Below are 19727 nucleotides of genomic sequence, written 5' to 3'. Positions count from 1 at the left end.
GGGACTCCCTTGCTGCCGCGTCTGTTTTCCGGTGAATCCGCCGGCTGTTGCACAGTGTCGATACCGGTGAAACTATCCACACTGATCAGCGGTGACAGCCCCTAACGAAACCCCCTAACGGAGTTCGGGGTGCCCCAGTCGCTACGGGTTTCGTCTTCCCTGAATTCGCATTTATCGTGACCGGACGAGGTTTTCCCGAGGAGGCGAAGCGGTGTTCCACGCCCATCTGGTCCGTGCTCTTGCCGATTCTGTCCAAGCCAACGCGCGGAAATTCGGTGACCGGACCGCGTTCAGCGACGAACGCCGTTCTGTGGGGTTCGCCGAGCTGGCCGCCCGCACTGCCCGTGTGGCGGGACACCTCGCGTCGCGCGTCGGGCGGGGCGAGCGGGTGGTGCTGCTGATGGGCAACGAGGTCGAGACCGTCGAGGCGTACCTGGCTGCGGTACGCGCCGGGGTCGTGGCCGTGCCGGTGAACCCGCTTTCCTCCGACGCCGAGCTGGCGCATGTCCTCGCCGACAGCGGAGCCGTCGCCGTCCTCGCGGGTCGTGGCGCACTCGATCGCGCCCGCCGCATGGCAGCCGGGTTTCTCGTGGGCGTGGAGGACGGCGGGTTCGAGCGCCTGGCCACCACCGAGTCGCCCACCGTGCCGCGTGACGACCTGGGCTTGGACGAGCCCGCGTGGCTGCTCTACACCTCCGGCACCACCGGCGTGCCCAAAGGCGTTCTGTCCACCCAGCGGGCGGTGCTGTGGTCGATCGCCGCCGCCTACGCGCCGATCCTCGGACTGTCCGAGGAAGACCACGTGCTGTGGCCGCTGCCGCTGTTCCACAGCCTGTCGCACGTGCTGTGCGTGGTGGGCGTGACGACTGTGGGCGCCTCGGCCCGGGTGCTGGCCGACGCCGAACCCGACCGCGTCGTCGAAGCGCTGACCGCCGAGCGGGTGACCCTGCTGGCAGGGGTCCCGGCGGTTTACCACCGGCTGATCGGCCGCGCCACCGCCGCGCCCGCGCTGCGCGCCGCCCTGTGCACCGGCGCGGTGGCCTCCGCCGAGCTGCGCACGGCCTTCGAGCGCTTCACCGGAGTGCGGCTGGTGGACAGCTACGGCAGCACCGAGACGTGTGGCGCGATCACCATGACCAGCCCGGCCGACGAGGTGCCGCCGGGATCGTGCGGCAAGCCGGTGGACGGCTTGGAGGTGCGGTTGGTCGACTCCGCGGGTGCGGACGCCGACGAGGGCGAGGTGTGGGTCCGCGGCCCGAACCTGATGCTCGGCTACCACGGTGACATCGAGTCGCCGCTGACCGACGGCTGGTACCGCACCGGGGACATCGCCGCCCGCGACGCCGACGGCAACCTCTTCATCCGCGGACGGGTGAAAGACGTGGTGATCCGCGGCGGCGAGAACCTGCACCCCGCCGAGGTGGAGGCGGTGCTGGCGCGGGTGCCGAACGTGGCGGACGTGGGTGTGGCGGGCAGGCCGCACCCGGTGCTGGGGGAGGTGCCCGTGGCCTACCTGGTCGGAGCGGACATCGACCCGGCGTCCGCGATGGCGGCGTGTCGAGAGGCCCTGTCGGCTTACAAGGTGCCGGTGGAACTGCTGCTGGTGGACGCCATCCCGCGCACTCGCTCCGGCAAGATCACCCGTCACGCCCTCGCGGCGCTGCCGTCACGGCTGCTGTCGGTGGAGGGCACCGCGTTCGACTTCCTGTACCGGTGGGAGGGCGACCGGGTCGTTCGCGCCGCCGCGGGTTCCGCCGCCCTGACGGTCGCCGTGGACCGGACCGTCGTGGTGACCGGCGACCCCGACGGCCTGGCCGGGGCGGTGGCGCGACACTTCGCCTCCCGGCACGGCGTGCGCAACGTCGAGGTGACGTCCGACGGCGTGCTGCCCGAAGGGCCGGTGTCACTGGTCGTGCACACGCTGGACACGCCGCCCGCGGACGTGGACTGCCCGCAGGTGGTTCTGGTCTCCCTCGACGACGACGTGCCGCGCGGGCGGCCGGGACGCGTCGTCATCGCCTACGGCCCTTGGGCTGCCGAACCTCGCTTCGCCGCGCCATCTTGGCTGCCCGCGCACGCGTTGTCCGTGGAGGACGGGCTGGCGCTGCTGGACGCGGCGCGGTCGTCGGGGGAGTCCTCGCTGGTGGCGGTGGACGTGGAGTTCGCGGCGCTGCACGACCCGCACCCGGCGCTGCGCGACCTGGTGCCGTCGGCCGCTCCGGTCGGGCGCGCCGAAGACCTGCGTCGCCGCAAGGCGTGGGAGCCCGGCCTGGTGCTCGACCTCGTGCGCCGTGAGATCGCGGCGGTCGTGGGCCGGTCGGTGGCGGCCGACGGCGAGTTCCGCTCCCAGGGCCTCACGTCGGTGACGTCCGTGGCGCTGCGTGCCCGCCTGACCGCCGCGACGGGCGTGAACGTGTCCGTGACGGCCGTTTACGACCACCCGACGCCCCGTGCGCTCGCCCGTCACCTGGAAGAGTTGTTGGACGGCGTCGAGACCGGGGTGCATGCGGTCGAGGAGCGTGCCGCGGCACGCCATGCCCACGACGACCCGGTGGTCATCGTGGGCATGGCGTGCCGGCTGCCCGGCGGGGTGACCTCGCCCGAAGACCTGTGGGACCTGGTGATGTCCGGCCGCGACGGCGTAGGCCCGTTCCCCACCGACCGCGGCTGGGATCCGGACTTGTTCGACGCCTCGGGGGAGCGGGCCGGTTCCAGCTATGTGCGTCACGGCGGATTCCTGGACGACGTGGCCGGGTTCGACGCGAATTTCTTCGGCATTTCCCCGCGTGAGGCGGTGGCGATGGACCCCCAACACCGGCTGCTGCTGGAAACCTCCTGGGAACTCCTGGAACGCGCCGGAATCGCCCCCGATTCGCTGCGCGGAACACGCACCGGCGTGTTCACGGGCCTGATGTTCCACGACTACGCGAGCCTGCTGGAACGTTCCGCAGACGACCTGGAAGCCCTCGTGAGCGTCGGCACCGCGGGCAGTGTCGCGTCCGGCCGCGTCGCCTACACCCTGGGCTTGGAGGGCCCGGCGCTGACGGTGGACACGGCGTGCTCGTCGTCGCTGGTCGCGCTCCACCTCGCGGCAGAATCCCTGCGACGCGGCGAGTGCTCGCTCGCGCTCGCGGGCGGTGTGGCGGTGCTGGCGACGCCATCGGTGTTCGTGGAGTTCAGCAGGCAGCGCGGCCTCGCGCCGGACGGCCGCTGCAAGTCGTTCGGCGCCGGCGCGGACGGCACCGCGTGGGGAGAGGGCGTGGCCCTGGTCGCGCTGGAACGGCTTTCAGACGCTCAACGCAACGGTCACCGGGTGCTCGCGGTGGTGCGGGGGAGCGCGGTCAACCAGGACGGCGCGTCGAACGGGCTCACCGCACCGAGCGGCTCGGCCCAGCAGCGGGTGATCCGCGACGCGTTGGCGGACGCGGGGTTGGGTCCGTCCGATGTGGACGCGGTGGAGGCGCACGGCACCGGCACCCGGCTGGGGGACCCGATCGAGGCCGAGGCGCTGTTGGCGACCTACGGCCGTGATCGCGCCACTCCGTTGTTGTTGGGATCGCTCAAATCCAACATCGGTCACACCCAAGCCGCCGCCGGCGTCGCGGGCGTGATCAAAACGGTGATGGCATTACGACACGGCACCGTGCCCCCCACCCTGCACGCCGAGAACCCCACCCCGGAAGTCGACTGGACCAGCGGCGCGGTGCAACTCGCCACCCGGACCCGACCCTGGCCGCAAGCAGACCGACCCCGACGCGCCGCCGTCTCCTCCTTCGGCATCAGCGGCACCAACGCCCACCTCATCCTCGAACAGGCCCCCGACACCGCCCCCGCCCCCGCCATCGGCACCGCGACCGCGACCGACAGCACGGCCGACACCGCCACCGCGACCGCGGCCGGCACCGCGGCCGGCATCGCGACCGGCATCGACACCGCGACCGCCACCGCCCCCGCCATCGGCACCGCGACCGCCACCGCGACCGGCACCGCGACCGGCACCGCCGTCGACACCGCGACCGGGCCAGCGTCGGGGTTGGGGTCTGGGTCGGGGTTGGGGTGGGGGTCGGGTGTGGTGGCGTGGCCGTTGGACGCCGCTTCGGAGCCCGCGCTGGCGCGGGTCGCGGCACTGCTGCGCGACACCCCCGGCGATCCCGCCGCCATCGCCCACTCCCTGACCCGCACCCGCGCCCGGCTCACCCACCGCGCCGTCATCCTCGGCCACCACGACGACCGCACCGGATTCGACACCGCCCTCACCGCCCTCGCCGAAGGCCGGCCGCACCCCGACCTCGTCACCGGCACCGTTCCCGCCCACCGCGGCGGAACCGTGTTCGTGTTCCCCGGACAAGGCTCCCAATGGCACGGCATGGGAGCCCACCTCTACGACACCAACCCCGTCTTCGCCCGCACCGCCGAAGCCTGCGACGCGGCCCTGCACCCCCACACCGGCTGGTCCGTCATCGACCTGCTCCGCAACGGACCCCTCGACCGCGTCGACCGCATCCAACCCGCCCTGTTCACCATGATGATCGCCCTCGCCCGCGTCTGGCAGGCCCACGACATCCACCCCGACGCCGTCATCGGACACTCCCAAGGCGAAATCGCCGCCGCCCACATCGCCGGCGCACTCACCCTCGACGACGCCGCCAAACTCTCCGCCCTCCGCGCCCAAGCCCTCCTCTCCATCACCGGCCGCGGCGCCATGGCCTCCATCTCCCTACCCGCCCACCAACTACTCCCACTACTCCCACCCGGCACCCACATCGCCGCCCACAACTCACCCACCACCACCGTCGCCGCCGGCGACACCCACGCCATCCACCAACTCACCAACCACTGCCGACAACACAACATCCACCACCGCCTCATCCCCGTCGACTACGCCTCCCACACCCCCCACGTCGACACCCTCCGCGACACCCTCCTCGACATCCACATCACCCCCCACCCCTCCCACACCCCCTTCCACTCCACCCTCACCACCCACCCCACCGACACCACCACCCTCACCCCCCACTACTGGTACGACAACCTCCGCAACCCCGTCCACTACCACCAAACCCTCACCAACCTCACCCCCCACCACACCCACTACATCGAAACCAGCCCACACCCCATCCTCACCACACCCACCCACGACACCCTCCCCCACGCCACCACCATCCCCACCCTCCACCGCAACACCAACCGCCTCCACCACAACCTCGCCCACGCCCACACCACCGGCCTCCCCATCACCCTCCCCACACCCACCACCACACACACCACCCCCCTACCCCCCTACCCCTTCCAACACCAACACCACTGGCCGAAACCGGCACCCGTCGACGTCCCCACCGCCCTGGGCTTGCGTCACACCGAGCACGCCGTGCTGAAGGCAGCACTGGACCTCGCACGGCCGGGCACGACCGTCCTCATCGGACACACCTCCGAGGTGACCCCGGCGTTCCTCGTGGACGCGGCCCTGGCCGCCGGTGACGCCGTCGGTCTGACCACCGTCGACCACTTGGTCGTCGACGCGATCAGCGACACCGACGCGCGCATCCAGGTGGTGGTGGAGGCCCCGGGCCCCGAAGGCAGGCGCCGGTTCACCGCCCACCTCAGGGCGGAAGAAACCTGGATCACCTGTGCCCACGGCACCTTGAGCACCACCACGGTCGAACCACTGCCGGTCACCGGCCCGCACACGGAGACGTCGATCGACGACGACACCACGGGCCACGTCCTGCACCCGGATCTCCTCGCCGCCGCGACGGCGGGCGTCGACGGCGATCTGCACCCGGTCGAGTGGACCGGTCTCGTGGTCCACGCCGCAGGCGCGTCCACCCTGCGGACCCGGTGGACGACCACCGCTCCGCACGTGGTCGCCTTGACCGCGCACGACGCCACCGACACCCCGGTCCTCAGCGCCACCGTCCGGTTCGGCGAAGTCCGCACGGCGCACCGGAACCGCCAACGGGAGAACCTGTTCACCGTCGCCTGGGAGCCGGTCGAGCTGCCGGAGGCGCCGCCGGTCGCCTGGGCCGTTCTCGGGGACGTCCCGGACCGCTTCCTGCCGGACACACCCGCCGCCGCCGATCCCGACGCCTACCTCGTCTACTTCCCGCGCGCGGGCCACGACGTCCGCCCGGTCCTGACCCGCGCCTTGGAGCTGGTGCAGCGGTGGGTGGCCGAGGACCGCAACGCGCGCCTGGTGTTCCTCACCGAGAACAGCACCGACGACCCGGCCACCAGCGCCCTGTGGGGACTGGTGCGCGCTGCCCAGGCGGAACACCCGAACAGGTTCACCCTGATCGACGTGGACCACCCCACGGCTCTGGACGCGGTCATTGCCGCCGACCGGCCCCGACTGGCGGTCAGGGGAGAACGCGTCCTCTCCCCGGAACTGGTCCCGGCCCGCACCGGGCAGGTCACCGCAGACTGGGCGGGGGGAGCGGTGCTGGTCACCGGCGCCACCGGGGTCCTCGGCGGTTTGATCGCACGCCACCTCGTGCACGCGCACGGCGTCCGACACCTCCTGCTCGTCGGCCGACGCGGGGCCGACGCGCCCGGCATGGCCGAGCTCCTCGTCGACATCGGCGACCGCGCCACCGCCACCGTTGCCGCGTGCGACATCGCCGACCGGGACGCCCTCGCCGCCGTCCTCGACACCTACGAGCAGCCGCTGACCGCCGTCGTCCACGCGGCGGGCGCGCTGGACGACGGTGTCCTCACCGCACTGACCCCCGACCGTCTCGACTCCGTGCTGAAGTCCAAGGTCGACGGGGTCTTGCACCTGCACGAACTCGTGGGGGACGTGCGGGCGTTCGTCATGTTCTCCTCCGTCGCAGGGGTTCTCGGCACCGCCGGGCAGGCGAACTACGCCGCCGCCAACGCGTTCCTCGACGGCTTCGCACACCAACGCCGCGCCGCGGGGCTGCCCGCCCTGTCGCTGCCGTGGGGGTTGTGGGAGGCGCGCAGCGGCCTCACCGGCCACCTCACCGACGACGAGCTCCGCCGCCTCACGGCCACGGGCGACGCGCTGCGCACAGACGAGGCGCTGGCGCTGTTCGACGCCGCTCTCACCGTCGACTCACCCGTGGTCGTGCCGATGAAGAAGCGGGTCCGGAAGACCGCCCGGCGTACGGCGGTCAACCACGTCCGGCGCGCGGAGGACCTGGGGGAGCTGGTCCGTGCCCACGCCGCCGCTGTGCTGGGCCACGCCTCCGCCGACGCTGTGCGGCCGGACCGGGCTTTCAAAGAACTCGGCGTCGACTCCCTGACCGCCGTGCAGCTGCGCAACGCGATCGCCGAGGCCATCGGGGTCGCGCTGCCCGTCACGGTCGTCTTCGACCACCCGACGCCTGCCGCGCTCACGCGGTTCATCGGCGGACTCCTCGACGGCCCGACCGAAAAGGAGACGACGACCAGGGCCCTCTCGACCGACGAACCCGTCGCGGTGATCGGCATGGCGTGCCGGTTCCCCGGCGGAGCCGACTCGCCGGAGGCGTTCTGGTCGCTGCTGGCCTCCGGGCAGGACGCGATGACCGGGTTCCCCACCGACCGGGGCTGGCGGCTCGGCGCGCTCACCGATCCCGACCGGCCGGGAATGGCGCTGCGCCGGGAAGGCGGCATGTTGCGGGATGCCGCCGACTTCGACGCCGCGTTCTTCGGCATCTCGCCGCGAGAGGCGCTGGCGATGGACCCGCAGCAGCGGCTGTTCCTGCACGCCGCGTGGGAGGCCGCCGAACACGCGCGCATCGCGCCGGACTCGCTGCGCGGCACCGCCACCGGCGTGTTCGCGGGCAACAACGGCCAGGACTACGTCGCTCTCACCGGCGAGCGGGAGAAGGCGGGAAGCGGCTACCTCATCACCGGCAGCTCGGGCAGCGTCCTGTCCGGTCGCGTCGCCTACACCTTCGGACTGGAGGGCCCGGCGCTGACGGTCGACACGGCCTGCTCGTCGTCGCTCGTCGCGATGCACCTGGCCGCGGAGTCACTGCGGCGCGGTGAATGCGATCTGGCGTTCGCGGGCGGCGTCACCGTCATGTCCACGCCCGGCGCGTTCCAGGAGTTCGCAAGGCAGGGCGGTCTGGCCGCGGACGCGCGGTGCAAGCCCTTCGCCGCCGGGGCCGATGGCACGGCCTGGGGCGAGGGCGTGGGCGTGCTGCTGTTGGAGAAGCTCTCCGACGCGCAGCGCAACGGCCACCGCGTCCTCGCCGTCATCAAGGGTTCCGCGATCAACCAGGACGGAGCGTCCAACGGCCTCACCGCCCCGAACGGCCCCGCGCAGCAACGGGTCATCCGCACCGCCTTGGCCAACGCGGGGCTCACGGGGGCCGACGTCGACGTCGTCGAGGCCCACGGCACCGGCACCCGCCTCGGCGACCCCATCGAGGCCCAGGCGCTGCTGGCGACCTACGGACGCGACCGCGCCACCCCGCTCGAACTGGGCTCGGTGAAGTCCAACATCGGCCACACCCAGGCCGCCGCCGGAGTCGCGGGTGTCATCAAGATGGTCCTCGCCCTCCAGCACGAGACGCTCCCGCCGACCCTGCACGTGGACGAGCCGACCCCGAACGTCGACTGGACCGCGGGCAGCATCAACCTCACCACGCGGTCCCGGCCCTGGCCGCGTGCACGACGCCCCCGCCGGGCAGGTGTGTCGTCGTTCGGCATCAGCGGCACCAACGCCCACCTGATCCTGGAACAGCCACCCCACCAGCCGGAGCCCGGCAACCCCGCGCCCGACCACCGTGACGACGGGATCACGTCGTGGCTGCTGTCCGCCCGCTCCCCACAGGCACTCCGGGCGCATGCGGCGCAGCTCGCCACCGTCACCGGACCACTCGCCTCGATCGCCCGCTCGCTGGCCACCACGCGGTCGCCGATGCCCTGTCGCGCGGTCGCCTTCGGCCGTACCCGCGAGGAGATCGACACCGCCCTGAGGGCACTGGAAACCGGCGCGACGACCCCGAACCTCGTCGTCGGCGACGTCGCCCCGCCCGGTCGCACCGCATTCCTGTTCTCCGGTCAAGGCGCGCAGCGACCCGGCATGGGTCGTGCGCTAGCCGAGGAGTTCCCGGTGTTCAGGAACGCGTTCGCCGAGGCGTGCGACGCGGTGGAGCACCACCTGGGCCGGTCGCTCCGCGACGCGCTGGACGACCCGGACCTGGTGAACCGCACCGACATCACCCAGCCCGGCCTGTTCGCGTTCCAGACCGCCCTGCACCGCCTCCTGCTGTCCTGGGAGGTGGTCCCCGACCGACTGGCCGGCCACTCGATCGGTGAGGTCGCCGCCGCCCACGCCGCCGGAATCCTGTCCCTGGAAGACGCCGCGGCCCTGGTCGTAGCCCGCGGCCGGCTGATGGCCGAGATGCCCGACGGCGTGATGGTCGCCGTGGAGGCCGCCGAGGCCGACGTCGTCCTGGAGCCGGGTGTGTGGATCGCCGCGGTCAACGGTCCCCGCGCCGTGGTCCTGGCAGGCGCCGAGGAATCCACCCTCCGAGTCGCCGGGTCCCTCGGCGTCCGCACCCGCAGGCTGCGCGTCACCCGCGCCTTCCACTCCGGGCACGTGGACGCGATCCTCCCCGCGTTCGCCGAAGTCCTCGACGGTCTGGTGTTCACACCGCCGACCATCCCGGTCGTCTCCTCCGTGACCGGTCGGTTCGACGAGCGCTTCGACGCCGCCTACTGGCTGCGCCAAGCCCGTGAACCCGTTCGCTTCGCCGACGCCCTCGCCGCGCTGGACGCCCGCCACCACCTGGAGGTCGGCCCCAGCGCCACGCTGAGCCCGCTGGTGGAGGGGCACGCCGTCGCCGCGGGCGCGGAGCCGAAGACCGTGCTCACCGCCGCCGCCGGGCTGCACGTGCGCGGCGTGCGGTGGAACCCCACGCACGACGCTTCCCTGGTGGACCTGCCCACCTACCCGTTCCAACCCGAGCGGTACTGGTGGCCGGTGGAGCACACCGACGACCTCCGGTACCGAGAGGCGTGGCGGCCGGTGCGGACCGCCGGCAGGCTCGACGGCCACTGGGTCGTCGTAGGCGGGCAAGGCGAGCACGACGGCGTCACCCGCGCCCTCACCGACCGCGGCGCGACCGTCACCACGGTCGCCGATCCCGCGGACGTCCCGTCGGTGCTCCCGGCGCGCGGGGTCCTGTCCTTGCTGGCACTGGCAGACACGGGCCTCGGCACAGGCGGCGTGTCCGTCGCTCTGACCGGCACCACGGCCCTGCTCGACGCCCTGTCCGGCACCGCCACCCGCCTGTGGTGCGCGACGTCCTCCGCGGTCCATTCTGTGGAGAACCCCGTGCAGGCCATGCTGTGGGGCCTGGGACGCGTCGCCGCGCTGGAGCGCCCGGACAACTGGGGCGGCCTGGTCGACCTCCCCGCCGACCCGGACGACGGCGCGTTCGCCCTTCTCGCCGCCGTCTTGGCGGGTCATGAGGATCAGGTGGTCGTCCGGGACGACGCGGCACTGGCCCGCAGACTCGTCCCCGCCGATGCCGTCGACCCCGTCGACGTTCCCACGCGGTTCACCGGCACCGTCCTCGTCACCGGGGGTACCGGGGCGTTGGGCCGCCGCGTAGCCCGTCGGCTCGCCGAGCGAGGCGTCGACCGCCTGCTGCTGGTCAGTCGCCGAGGCCCGGACGCGCCGGGCGCCGCCGATCTCGTCGAGGAACTCGGCGCGACCGTCGTCGCCTGCGACATCACCGACCGCGCGCAGTTGGACGACCTGCTCGCCCGCTACCCGGTCACGGCGGTGGTGCACGCGGCGGGTGTCCTCGACGACGGCGTGCTTTCCACCCTCACCACCGAGCGGTTCGCGGCCGTCATCGGCCCGAAAGCGTCGGCGGCCAGGCACCTCCACGAGGCGACCCGCCACCTGGACCTGACCGCGTTCGTCCTGTTCTCCTCCTTCGCGGGGGCCGTTGGCGGCGCGGGCCAGGCCAACTACGCCGCCGCCAACGCCTACCTCGACGCTCTCGCCGAGCATCGCCGTGCTTTGGGACTTCCGGCCACCGCGGTGGCGTGGGGCCCCTGGTCGGGCGGCGGGATGGCTGACGACGACGAGATCACAGCGCGCATGAGTCGCACCGGGATCGTCCCGCTCGACCCCGGTGCGGCCCTGGACGCCCTGGATCGCTGTCTCGCCGCGCCTCACGCCGCAACGGTCGTGGTGGACGCCGACTGGCAGGTGTTCGCCGGCTCCCGACCGGAGCCGCTGTTCAGCGAACTCGCCGAGATCGCACCCCGCACCACGGAGCTGCCGCCGCCGGATGAGCTGGTGCGCGGCGAGATAGCCCGTGTCCTCGGGCTGCCCGACCCTGCGGCGGTGGAGCCGCACCGGCCACTGCGGGAACTCGGGTTCGACTCCCTGACCTCCGTGGAGCTGCGCAACAGACTCACTGCGGCCACAGGTCTCGCGATGCCTACCACCATCGTGTTCGACCATCCGACCGCGGACGCGCTCACGCGGATGATCACCGACCGCCTCGCCCCGCGTCGATCCGAAGTGGACGATCGGACCGACGCCCACGACGACGACCCGATCGCGGTCATCGGCATGGCCTGCCGCCTGCCGGGCGGCGTCACGTCCCCCGAGGGCTTGTGGGACCTGGTGCTGGCCGAACGGGACGGTGCCGTCCCGTTCCCCGCCGACCGGGGCTGGAACGTGCCCTACGACCCGACCGGCGAGCGCCCCGGCACCAGCTACGTGCGCGTGGGCGGGTTCCTGGACGACGCCGCCGGGTTCGATGCGGACTTCTTCGGAATCTCGCCCCGCGAGGCGCTGGCGATGGATCCGCAGCAGCGCCTGCTGCTGGAGACCGCCTGGGAGGTGTTCGAACGCGCCGGGATCGACCCCGCGTCGCTGCGCGGTTCCCGCACCGGAGTGTTCGCGGGCACCAACGGCGGCCATTACGCGTCCCGCTTGCACAGCGTCCCCGAGGACGTCGAGGGCTACCTCGGCACCGGCAACTCAGGCAGCGTCGTGTCCGGCCGCGTGTCCTACGCGTTCGGACTGGAAGGCCCAGCGCTGACCGTCGACACAGCCTGCTCGTCGTCGCTGGTGGCGCTCGACCTCGCCGCGCGGTCACTGCGGCGCGACGAGTGCTCACTCGCACTTGTGGGCGGCGTGAGCATCATGGCCACACCGGAACCGTTCGTGGACTTCAGCAGGCAGCGCGGTCTCGCGCCGGACGGCCGCTGCAAGTCCTTCGGCGCGGGCGCCGACGGCACCGCTTGGAGCGAAGGCGTCGGCGTGCTCCTGGTGGAACGCCTGTCCGACGCCCGCCGCCACGGCCACCGGGTGCTCGCGGTGATGCGGGGGAGCGCGGTCAACCAGGACGGCGCGTCCAACGGCCTCACCGCGCCCAACGGGTCGGCCCAGCAGCGGGTGATCCGCGCGGCGCTCGCCGACGCGAGCCTGACACCGGCGGAGGTCGACGTCGTGGAGGCCCACGGCACCGGCACCCGCCTGGGCGACCCGATCGAGGCCGAGGCACTGCTGGCGGCCTATGGCCGCGACCGCGCCACCCCGCTGTTGCTGGGTTCGGTGAAGTCCAACATCGGTCACACCCAAGCCGCTGCCGGGGTGGCGGGCGTGATCAAGGCGGTGATGGCGCTGCGACAGGGCGTCGTGCCCGCCACCCTGAACGCCGCCGAGCCGAGCCCGCACGTCGACTGGTCGTCGGGTGCGGTGGAGCTGGTGACCGAGGCGCGGCCATGGCCGTCGGTGGACCGTCCGCGTCGGGCCGGGGTGTCGTCGTTCGGGATCAGCGGCACCAACGCCCACGTGATCCTCGAACAGGTGCCCGAGCCGGAGCCGGATCCCGGCGCCGACCCCGGACGTGCGGTGCCCTGGGTGTTCTCCGCCCGCACAGGGGAAGCACTGGGCGACCTGGCCCGCCGGCTCGCCGACACACCGGACGGTCCCGGGACGCTGGGCGCCGTCGCCCACTCCCTGCTCACCACCCGCGCCACCCATCCGCACCGGGGCGTGGTCGTCGCGCGGTCGATCGAGGAGATGCGCCGCGGCCTGCTCGCGTTCGACGGGACCCCGGTGGGGCCGAGCGGGCTGGCGTTCCTGTTCTCCGGCCAGGGCTCCCAGCGAGTGGGCATGGGCCGTGAACTGGCCGAGGCGTTCCCGGTGTTCCGCGAGGCGCTGCACGAGATCGGCGTCGAGCACGTTTGGAGCGACGACGTCCACCGCACCGAGCACGCGCAGCCCGCGTTGTTCGCCGTGGAAGTGGCGTTGTCCAGGCTCCTGGAGTCGCTGGGCGTGCGGCCGGAGGTGGTCGCTGGCCACTCCGTCGGCGAGATCGCCGCCGTCCACCTCGCGGGCGTGCTGTCCCAGGAGGACGCGCTGACCTTGGTCACCGCGCGCGGACGCCTGATGCAGACGATGCCGCACGGCGCGATGGTGTCCGTGCGCGCGGCAGAGGCCGATGTCCTGCCACTCCTGCGGCCCGGAACGTGGATCGCCGGGATCAACGGCCCCGACTCCGTGGTGGTGTCAGGTGACGAACCCGCCGTCCTCGCCGTGGCGGAGGAGTTGGCGGCACGGGGCGTTCGCACCCGGCGGCTCGCCGTGGACCGCGCCTTCCACTCCGGGCACGTCGACGCGATCCTCCCGGAATTCGCCGACGTCCTGCGCGGTATCGAGTTCGCGTCGCCGCGCATCCCGGTCATCTCTTCGCTCACCGGCCGCGCGGAGGCGGACTTCGGCGTCGACTACTGGCTGCGCCAAGCCCGCGAACCCGTGCGCTTCGGCGCCGCCCTGGCCACCCTCGGCACTCGCACCTACCTGGAAGTCGGGCCGAGCAGCGCCGTGACCCCGCTGGTCACCGAGGGCCTCGGCGTCCCGGCGTTGCGCGCGGACCGACCCGAGGACGCGACGTTCCTCACCGCGCTGGCCTCGTTGCCGGTGGAGGTGGACTGGAGCGCGGCGGTCCCGCCGGCCGACCCGGTGGACCTGCCGACATACCCGTTCCAACACCGGCACTTCTGGCTCACCGAGGCCGCGCCCCGCCCGGCCACCACCGGCCACCCGGTCCTGACCTCGGTGGTCGACCTGGCCGGGTCCGGCGAGATCGTGCTGAGCGGAAGCTTGTCCACCGCGGTCCTGCCCTCGCTCGTCGACCACGTCGTGCTCGGCGCGGTCGTCGTCGGTGGCGGCGTGCTGGCCGACCTGGCCGTCCACGTGGCGGCCGTCATGGGGTACCCCACCGTGGCGGAACTGCGCGTCGAAACCCCGCTCGTGCTGCCGGAGTCCGAGCCGGTCGACATCCAGGTCCGCGTCGACCCGACCTCCGCCGGGTTCACCTTCCACCGCCGCGCCGCCGACGGCTGGACCCGCTTCGCCACAGGCGTGCTCGGCGCTGATCCCGTCACGCCCTCACGGCCCGTCCGCCGCCCCGCCGGTGCCGAAGCGGTCATCCCGCGACCGCACGAGTCCCTGCGCCTGGGCGAGTCCTACGCCGTGCTCGGCGCCTGGCAGCGGAACGGGGAGCACATCGTCGAACTGGACTCCGTCGAACCCGCCCGCTGGGACGCCGCCTGGCACACCGTCCCCGGCCTCCCCGGTCCGCTGGTCACCCGCTTCCGGGAGCTGTCCGTCCACGGCGGACGAGCGTCGTGGATCAGGATGACCCGCACCGACGACCGCTTGTCGCTCGTCGCCGCCGACGCCGACGGCACCCCGGTCGCGTCAATAGGGGAGATCGAGTTCGGCCCCGTGACCCGCGAGCTGCTCTCCACCGACTACGACATCGCCCGTGACGCGCTGTTCCGCCTGGACTGGGCCCCGATCATCCCGGCCCCCACGCCGGCGTCCGACGTCGTGGTGCGTATCGCGCCCACCGGTGTGGTTTCCGATGCCGTGGCCGATACGCTGGAACTCCTCCGGGACTGGCTCACCGCAGGCACTCCGGACGCGCGGCTGGTTCTGCTCACCCGTGACGCCACCACCGTTCACCCGCAGGACGCGATCGACCCCGACCAGGCCGCCCTGTGGGGTCTGGTGCGCTCCGCCCAGTCCGAACACCCCGGCCGACTCGTCCTGATCGACACCGACGGGACGCACGACGACGTCATGGTGGCCCGCGCCGCCGCGACCGGAGCGTCCCAGCTCGCCCTGCGTGGCGCCGACCTGTTCGCGCCCCGGCTCGTCAGAGCCGACGCAGCCCCCGCTCCCGACTTCGCCGACCACGGCACCGTCCTCGTCACCGGCGGCACCGGCGGCCTGGGCGCACTGCTGGCCCGCCACCTCGTGGCCGAACTCGGAGCCCGTCGACTGCTGTTGGTGAGCAGGCGCGGTCCGGATGCTCCCGGCGCGCGGCGGCTGCGCGACGAGCTGACCGCGCTCGGCGCACAGGTGGAGGTCCGCGCCTGTGACGTCGGCGACCCCGCGGCCGTCACCGCGCTCCAGCACGCCGTCGACGTTCCGGTGACGGCGGTCGTGCACGCCGCGGGCATCACCGACGACGCTGCGGTGCTGTCCCTCGACCGCGGAAGAGTGGACCCCGTGCTGCGGGTGAAGGCCGACGCCGCTCGCCACCTCGCCGAGCTGCCGGACCTGCGCACCCTCGTGCTGTTCTCCTCCGCCTCCGGCGTCCTGGGCGGTCCGGGTCAAGGCAACTACGCCGCGGCGAACGCCTACCTCGACGCGCTCGCCCACCGAGTCCGCCGCGAGGGCGGGCACGCCGTGTCCCTCGCATGGGGCCTGTGGTCGGAGCCGGAGGGACTCGGCGGCAGGCTCTCCGAGGCCGACCTGGCGCGCATGGCGACCGCCGGGATGCTGCCCCTCGACGCCGCCGACGGCCTCGCGTTGTTCGACCGCGCCGCGGGCGGTGCTGAGGCGTACGTGCCGGCACGCCTGGACATCGCGGGCTTGCGCGCCTCCGGGACCGTCCCCTTCCTCCTGCGCGATCTCGTCGGACGCACCCGGAAGACCGGGACGCAGGCCAAGCCGTCGTCACCCGAGGACTTGGTGCGGTTCCACACCGCTGCCGTTCTCGGTTACACCGACCCTTCGGCCGTGGACCCCGACCGCGGGTTGCTGGACCTCGGTCTCGACTCGCTGACCGCCGTGGAGCTGCGCAACCGCCTCGACCGTGACACCGGCCTCGCGTTGCCGGCGACCGTCGTCTTCGACCACCCGACACCCCGCGGTCTCGCTGCCCACCTGGCCGAACTCCTCGCTCCGCGATCGCCGCTGACGGAGGCTCTGGACGAACTGGAGGCCGCCCTCGCCACCGCCGACCCCGACGACAACGCCGAGGTCGGGGATCGCCTCGGCACGCTCCTCAAGCTGTGGACTGCCAAGGGCGCACCGGGCGAGGCGGAACGCTCCGGGCTCGACCTGTCTGAAGCGTCGTTGAGCCAGGTCCTCGATTTCATCGACGCCGAGTTCAGTGGAGACGAGCGATGAGCGGTTCCGCCACCCCGCGCGCCTGCTCCGACAGCCCAAGGCTGGAGCCCCGGATGGCTGATCAGCGCCCAGCGTCGAGGTCGACGGTGTGTTCCTCGTCGAGGTGTTCGGGCCAGGTCCGGGAGTTGTCGAGGACATCCCAGAGCAGGCTCGAGATAGCGCTGTAGGGGCCCGATCGCGCCGCATCGGAGACGTGCTTGAGGTAGCTGTCGGCCCAGGGCCAGATGTGGTGGTGGAGCAGTTCCTGTGCTGCGGCCCAGGCTTCTTCTCGCCCTTCCGGGCCATCTTCGAACGCAGCCTGGTAGAAGTGGGCGAGCAGGGCGAGTTCCACGGACAGGTGGTCATGTTCGAGGACCGCGTCGTGTTCGCCGATGACCGGTCGCACGCCGTGCCGGGCCATGAAGTCGTCGACGGCGGGTGCGGTGCGGCCGCCGAGCTTGACTTCTCCCTGGTGCGCCGACGCATATGGTGGGCACTCGGGCTGAGGTCCGATGAACAGGCGACAGAACTCCACCGCCAGGTCCTCCAGCGCTTCCGCCTCACTCTGGTCGGCGGCACCCGCTTCGAAGAACGAGTGGCCGCCCTCCGTCGTCTTGTCGGCCCCGAGCAGTTGCCGGTACAGGTGGGCGTCGACTTCGTGGGCGAACAGGCGGGCCCCCAACCGCAGCACGCCCACGGTCGCAGTGAGTTGATCAATCGCTTCCGGCTTGGCGTGCACCCTCATCACACCTTCCGGATCTGCACGACGGTGTCGTGGTACGACTGGCCGCCAGTCACCGGGTCCGGGTAGATCGGCAGGATGTCGTTCTGCGGGACGCTGATGGCTCCGCGCCACCACAGGCGATCGAGGTCGGGGTCGCTGATCGCTCCGTAACCGGGATTGTCCGAGGTGTCCGTGCCGTTGGTCGCGTACGCGCCTCCGACACTGCGTCCGGCGTTGTGAGCTATGGCGATGACCATGGGGTGCACGCCTTCGGTGAGCCGTACGCGGGTGCGCAGAGTGCCCATCTTGGATCCGTCACCCATCGGGACCGCCGCGTCCAGCGGTCGGAAGCTGGTCACCTCGATCCAATCGCCATCGTGGATGCCGAGCTTGACCGCGGTCGCGCGGTTGAGCAAGGCCGGGTTGGTGTGGGAGATCTCCTGCAGCCACTTGGACTGCATGGTGCGGTGCGCGTTGTGGACGTTGATCTTGTAGCTGGTCATGATCAGGTGATCATCGGGGAACTCGCGCTGGTGGCTCGGGATCGGTTCGTACACCGGCAGCGGGTGGACTTCCCGGTCGACCGCCTTGCCCTTCTGCACGACGAAGTCGCTGTAGATCTCGACCTTGCGCGACGGTGTCAGGAAGCCTCGCAGGGCGACGCCGTCGATGCGGATGCCGATCGCCGTGGGCGCCCCGGTCTTGCTGTCGACGCCCTTGTGGATGATCCCGGTCGCGGCGTCCTCCGTCGAGCCGTCGAGGTCCTCCGCGGTGAGCGGCTTGTTGTACGGCTCGTAGTGCGGCTTCTTGGTCTGATCCATCCAGATCCCGTTGGCCTTCATGTGGGCGAAGCCACCGGGGACCGGCCGGAAGTACTCCTCCAAGTACTCCTCGGTCGTCTTCCAGGGGAAGTACTCCGCCATTCCGCCGCCCACCCGGCGGGCGATCTCGGGGAAGATCTCCCGGATGTCCTTGGACTCTCCCCGGGGTGGGACGACCGGCTGGCGGAGACCGACGTAGTCGACCAGGCCTTGGGCCGGTCGGGAGTCGATGTCCCAGCGTTCGAGGTATGTCGCCCAGGGCAGGATCATGTCTGCCAGGTGTGCGGTCTCCGAGTACATGACGTCGATGCAGACGTGGAACGGGATGAGCTTCTCGTCCCGCAGCACGCCCCGCACCAGTTGCGCCTCCGGCCAGGACCAGGCCGTGTCGGCGTTGTAGGTCATCAGCGCGGAGATTTTCTGACGCCCCTCCTTGATCCACAGGTAGACGATCTCCGCGACCTTCATCTTCCCCGCGAAGGCGTTTGCCAGCGGCCAGTCCTTGGCCTCGGCGATGACGCTGCGGGCGGTCGGACCGGCCGGCACCGGCTTGGGCTCGGGGATGGCCTTCTTGTCCCAGGCGGACAGTGGGTGCCAGCACCAGCCGCCGGGCTTGCCCATGCTGCCCACGAGCGCGTTGAGCATCGTGATGGCGCGGTCGTTGTAGTAACCGTTGCGGTGCCCCTGCGAGCCGCGGTTGCAGATCGTCGTGGCCCGCGGCGCCGCTGCGGCGAACTCGCGGGCGATGCGCTCGATGGTGGCCGCCGGCACCCCGCTCTCCTGTTCCGCACGGGCGGGGGTGTACTGCGCGACGTGTTCGGCGATCTTGTCGGGCGCGTAGTTGGACCAGCTCTCCAGCCACTCCCGGTCCCACAGGCCCTCGCGGCAGATGACGTTCGCCATGGCCAGGGCGATCAGGCCGTCGGTGCCGGGTTTGACGCAGAACCACTCGTCGGACAGCGCGGCGGTGTTCGACATCCGGGTTTCGAACGTGACGAGCTTCGCGCCCTTCTCACGTGCCCGCATCATCCGGATGGCCACCGGGATGTGGCCCTGGTGCGCCTCCGCCCAGTTGCACCCGAAGTTGAGGACGTACGCGGAGTTCTCGTAGTCGCCCAGGTCCCAGTCGGACTCGCCGATCGTGGTCGCGATCGCGGCCCGCCGGTTGGCCGAGCACAGTGCGCGGTGGTTGAAGTGCGAGGGCGTGCCGTACGCGTTGAGGAACCGGGCGACGATGTCGGACGAGCGGTTCCGGCCCTGCTGGAACGCGAACTCCTCGGGCTTGCCCCGTTCACGGATCTCTCGGAGCTTCGTCGCCATCTCGTCGTACGCTTCGTCCCACGTGATGCGCCTCCAGCGACCGGAACCGCGTTCGCCGACCCGTTTGAGCGGGTAGAGCATCCGGAACGGGTCGTAGAGCACGGATGGGCCCGCCACACCCTTCGCGCACACCGCGCCCTGGCTGTTCGGGTCCACGGGATTGCCGGTGATCTTCAGCAGCCGGCCGTCGGCGATGTGGCCGATGATCCCGCACGCCGTCGTGCACATCTGGCACAGCGACGGGATCGCGGAGGTGGCCCGGGGTAGGCCCTCGGCGGTGCCGGCGTCGGCCGCCAACCGGGTGGTGATCTCGATCGCGCCGACGCCCCCGACCGCCGCCGCGGCCAAAGCGCCGATCTTGAACAGGTCGCGGCGGCTGAGCCGCCATCCGTCGCTTGGCGCCCGCACGGCATCCGGCGTGTCCGTGCCCGGAGTATCAGCGTCCCTGGTCAACGTGTGGGTCTCCTGA

Annotated in this window: 3 protein-coding genes; 1 reads left to right on the top strand and 2 read right to left on the bottom strand. The window is 71.9% G+C overall.

All coding sequences use genetic code 11. From position 1 onward, the window contains the following. Positions 1–211: 211 nt before the first annotated feature. Positions 212–16414: a type I polyketide synthase gene (locus F4560_RS44485; protein ID WP_184920433.1), complete on the top strand. Its 16203-nt coding sequence runs from the start codon at positions 212–214 to the stop codon at positions 16412–16414. A gap of 61 nt (positions 16415–16475) precedes the next feature. Here the strand turns inward: F4560_RS44485 and F4560_RS14630 are convergent, their stop codons facing one another. Together F4560_RS14630 and F4560_RS14625 are read right to left on the bottom strand one after the other, a co-directional pair. Next, a complete protein-coding gene (locus tag F4560_RS14630) occupies positions 16476–17132 on the bottom strand; it encodes a TorD/DmsD family molecular chaperone (protein WP_184920431.1) in 657 nt (218 codons plus the stop codon). A gap of 5 nt (positions 17133–17137) precedes the next feature. Then, positions 17138–19666 carry a molybdopterin-containing oxidoreductase family protein gene (locus tag F4560_RS14625; protein ID WP_184920412.1) on the bottom strand — a complete coding sequence of 843 codons (2529 nt, stop codon included), beginning with the start codon at positions 19664–19666 and terminating at the stop codon, positions 17138–17140. Positions 19667–19727: the final 61 nt, after the last annotated feature.

This window comes from Saccharothrix ecbatanensis (assembly GCF_014205015.1).
Lineage (GTDB): Bacteria > Actinomycetota > Actinomycetes > Mycobacteriales > Pseudonocardiaceae > Actinosynnema > Actinosynnema ecbatanense.
Note: the sequence above shows the minus strand (reverse complement) of the source record. Positions and strands in the feature narration are given on the sequence as shown.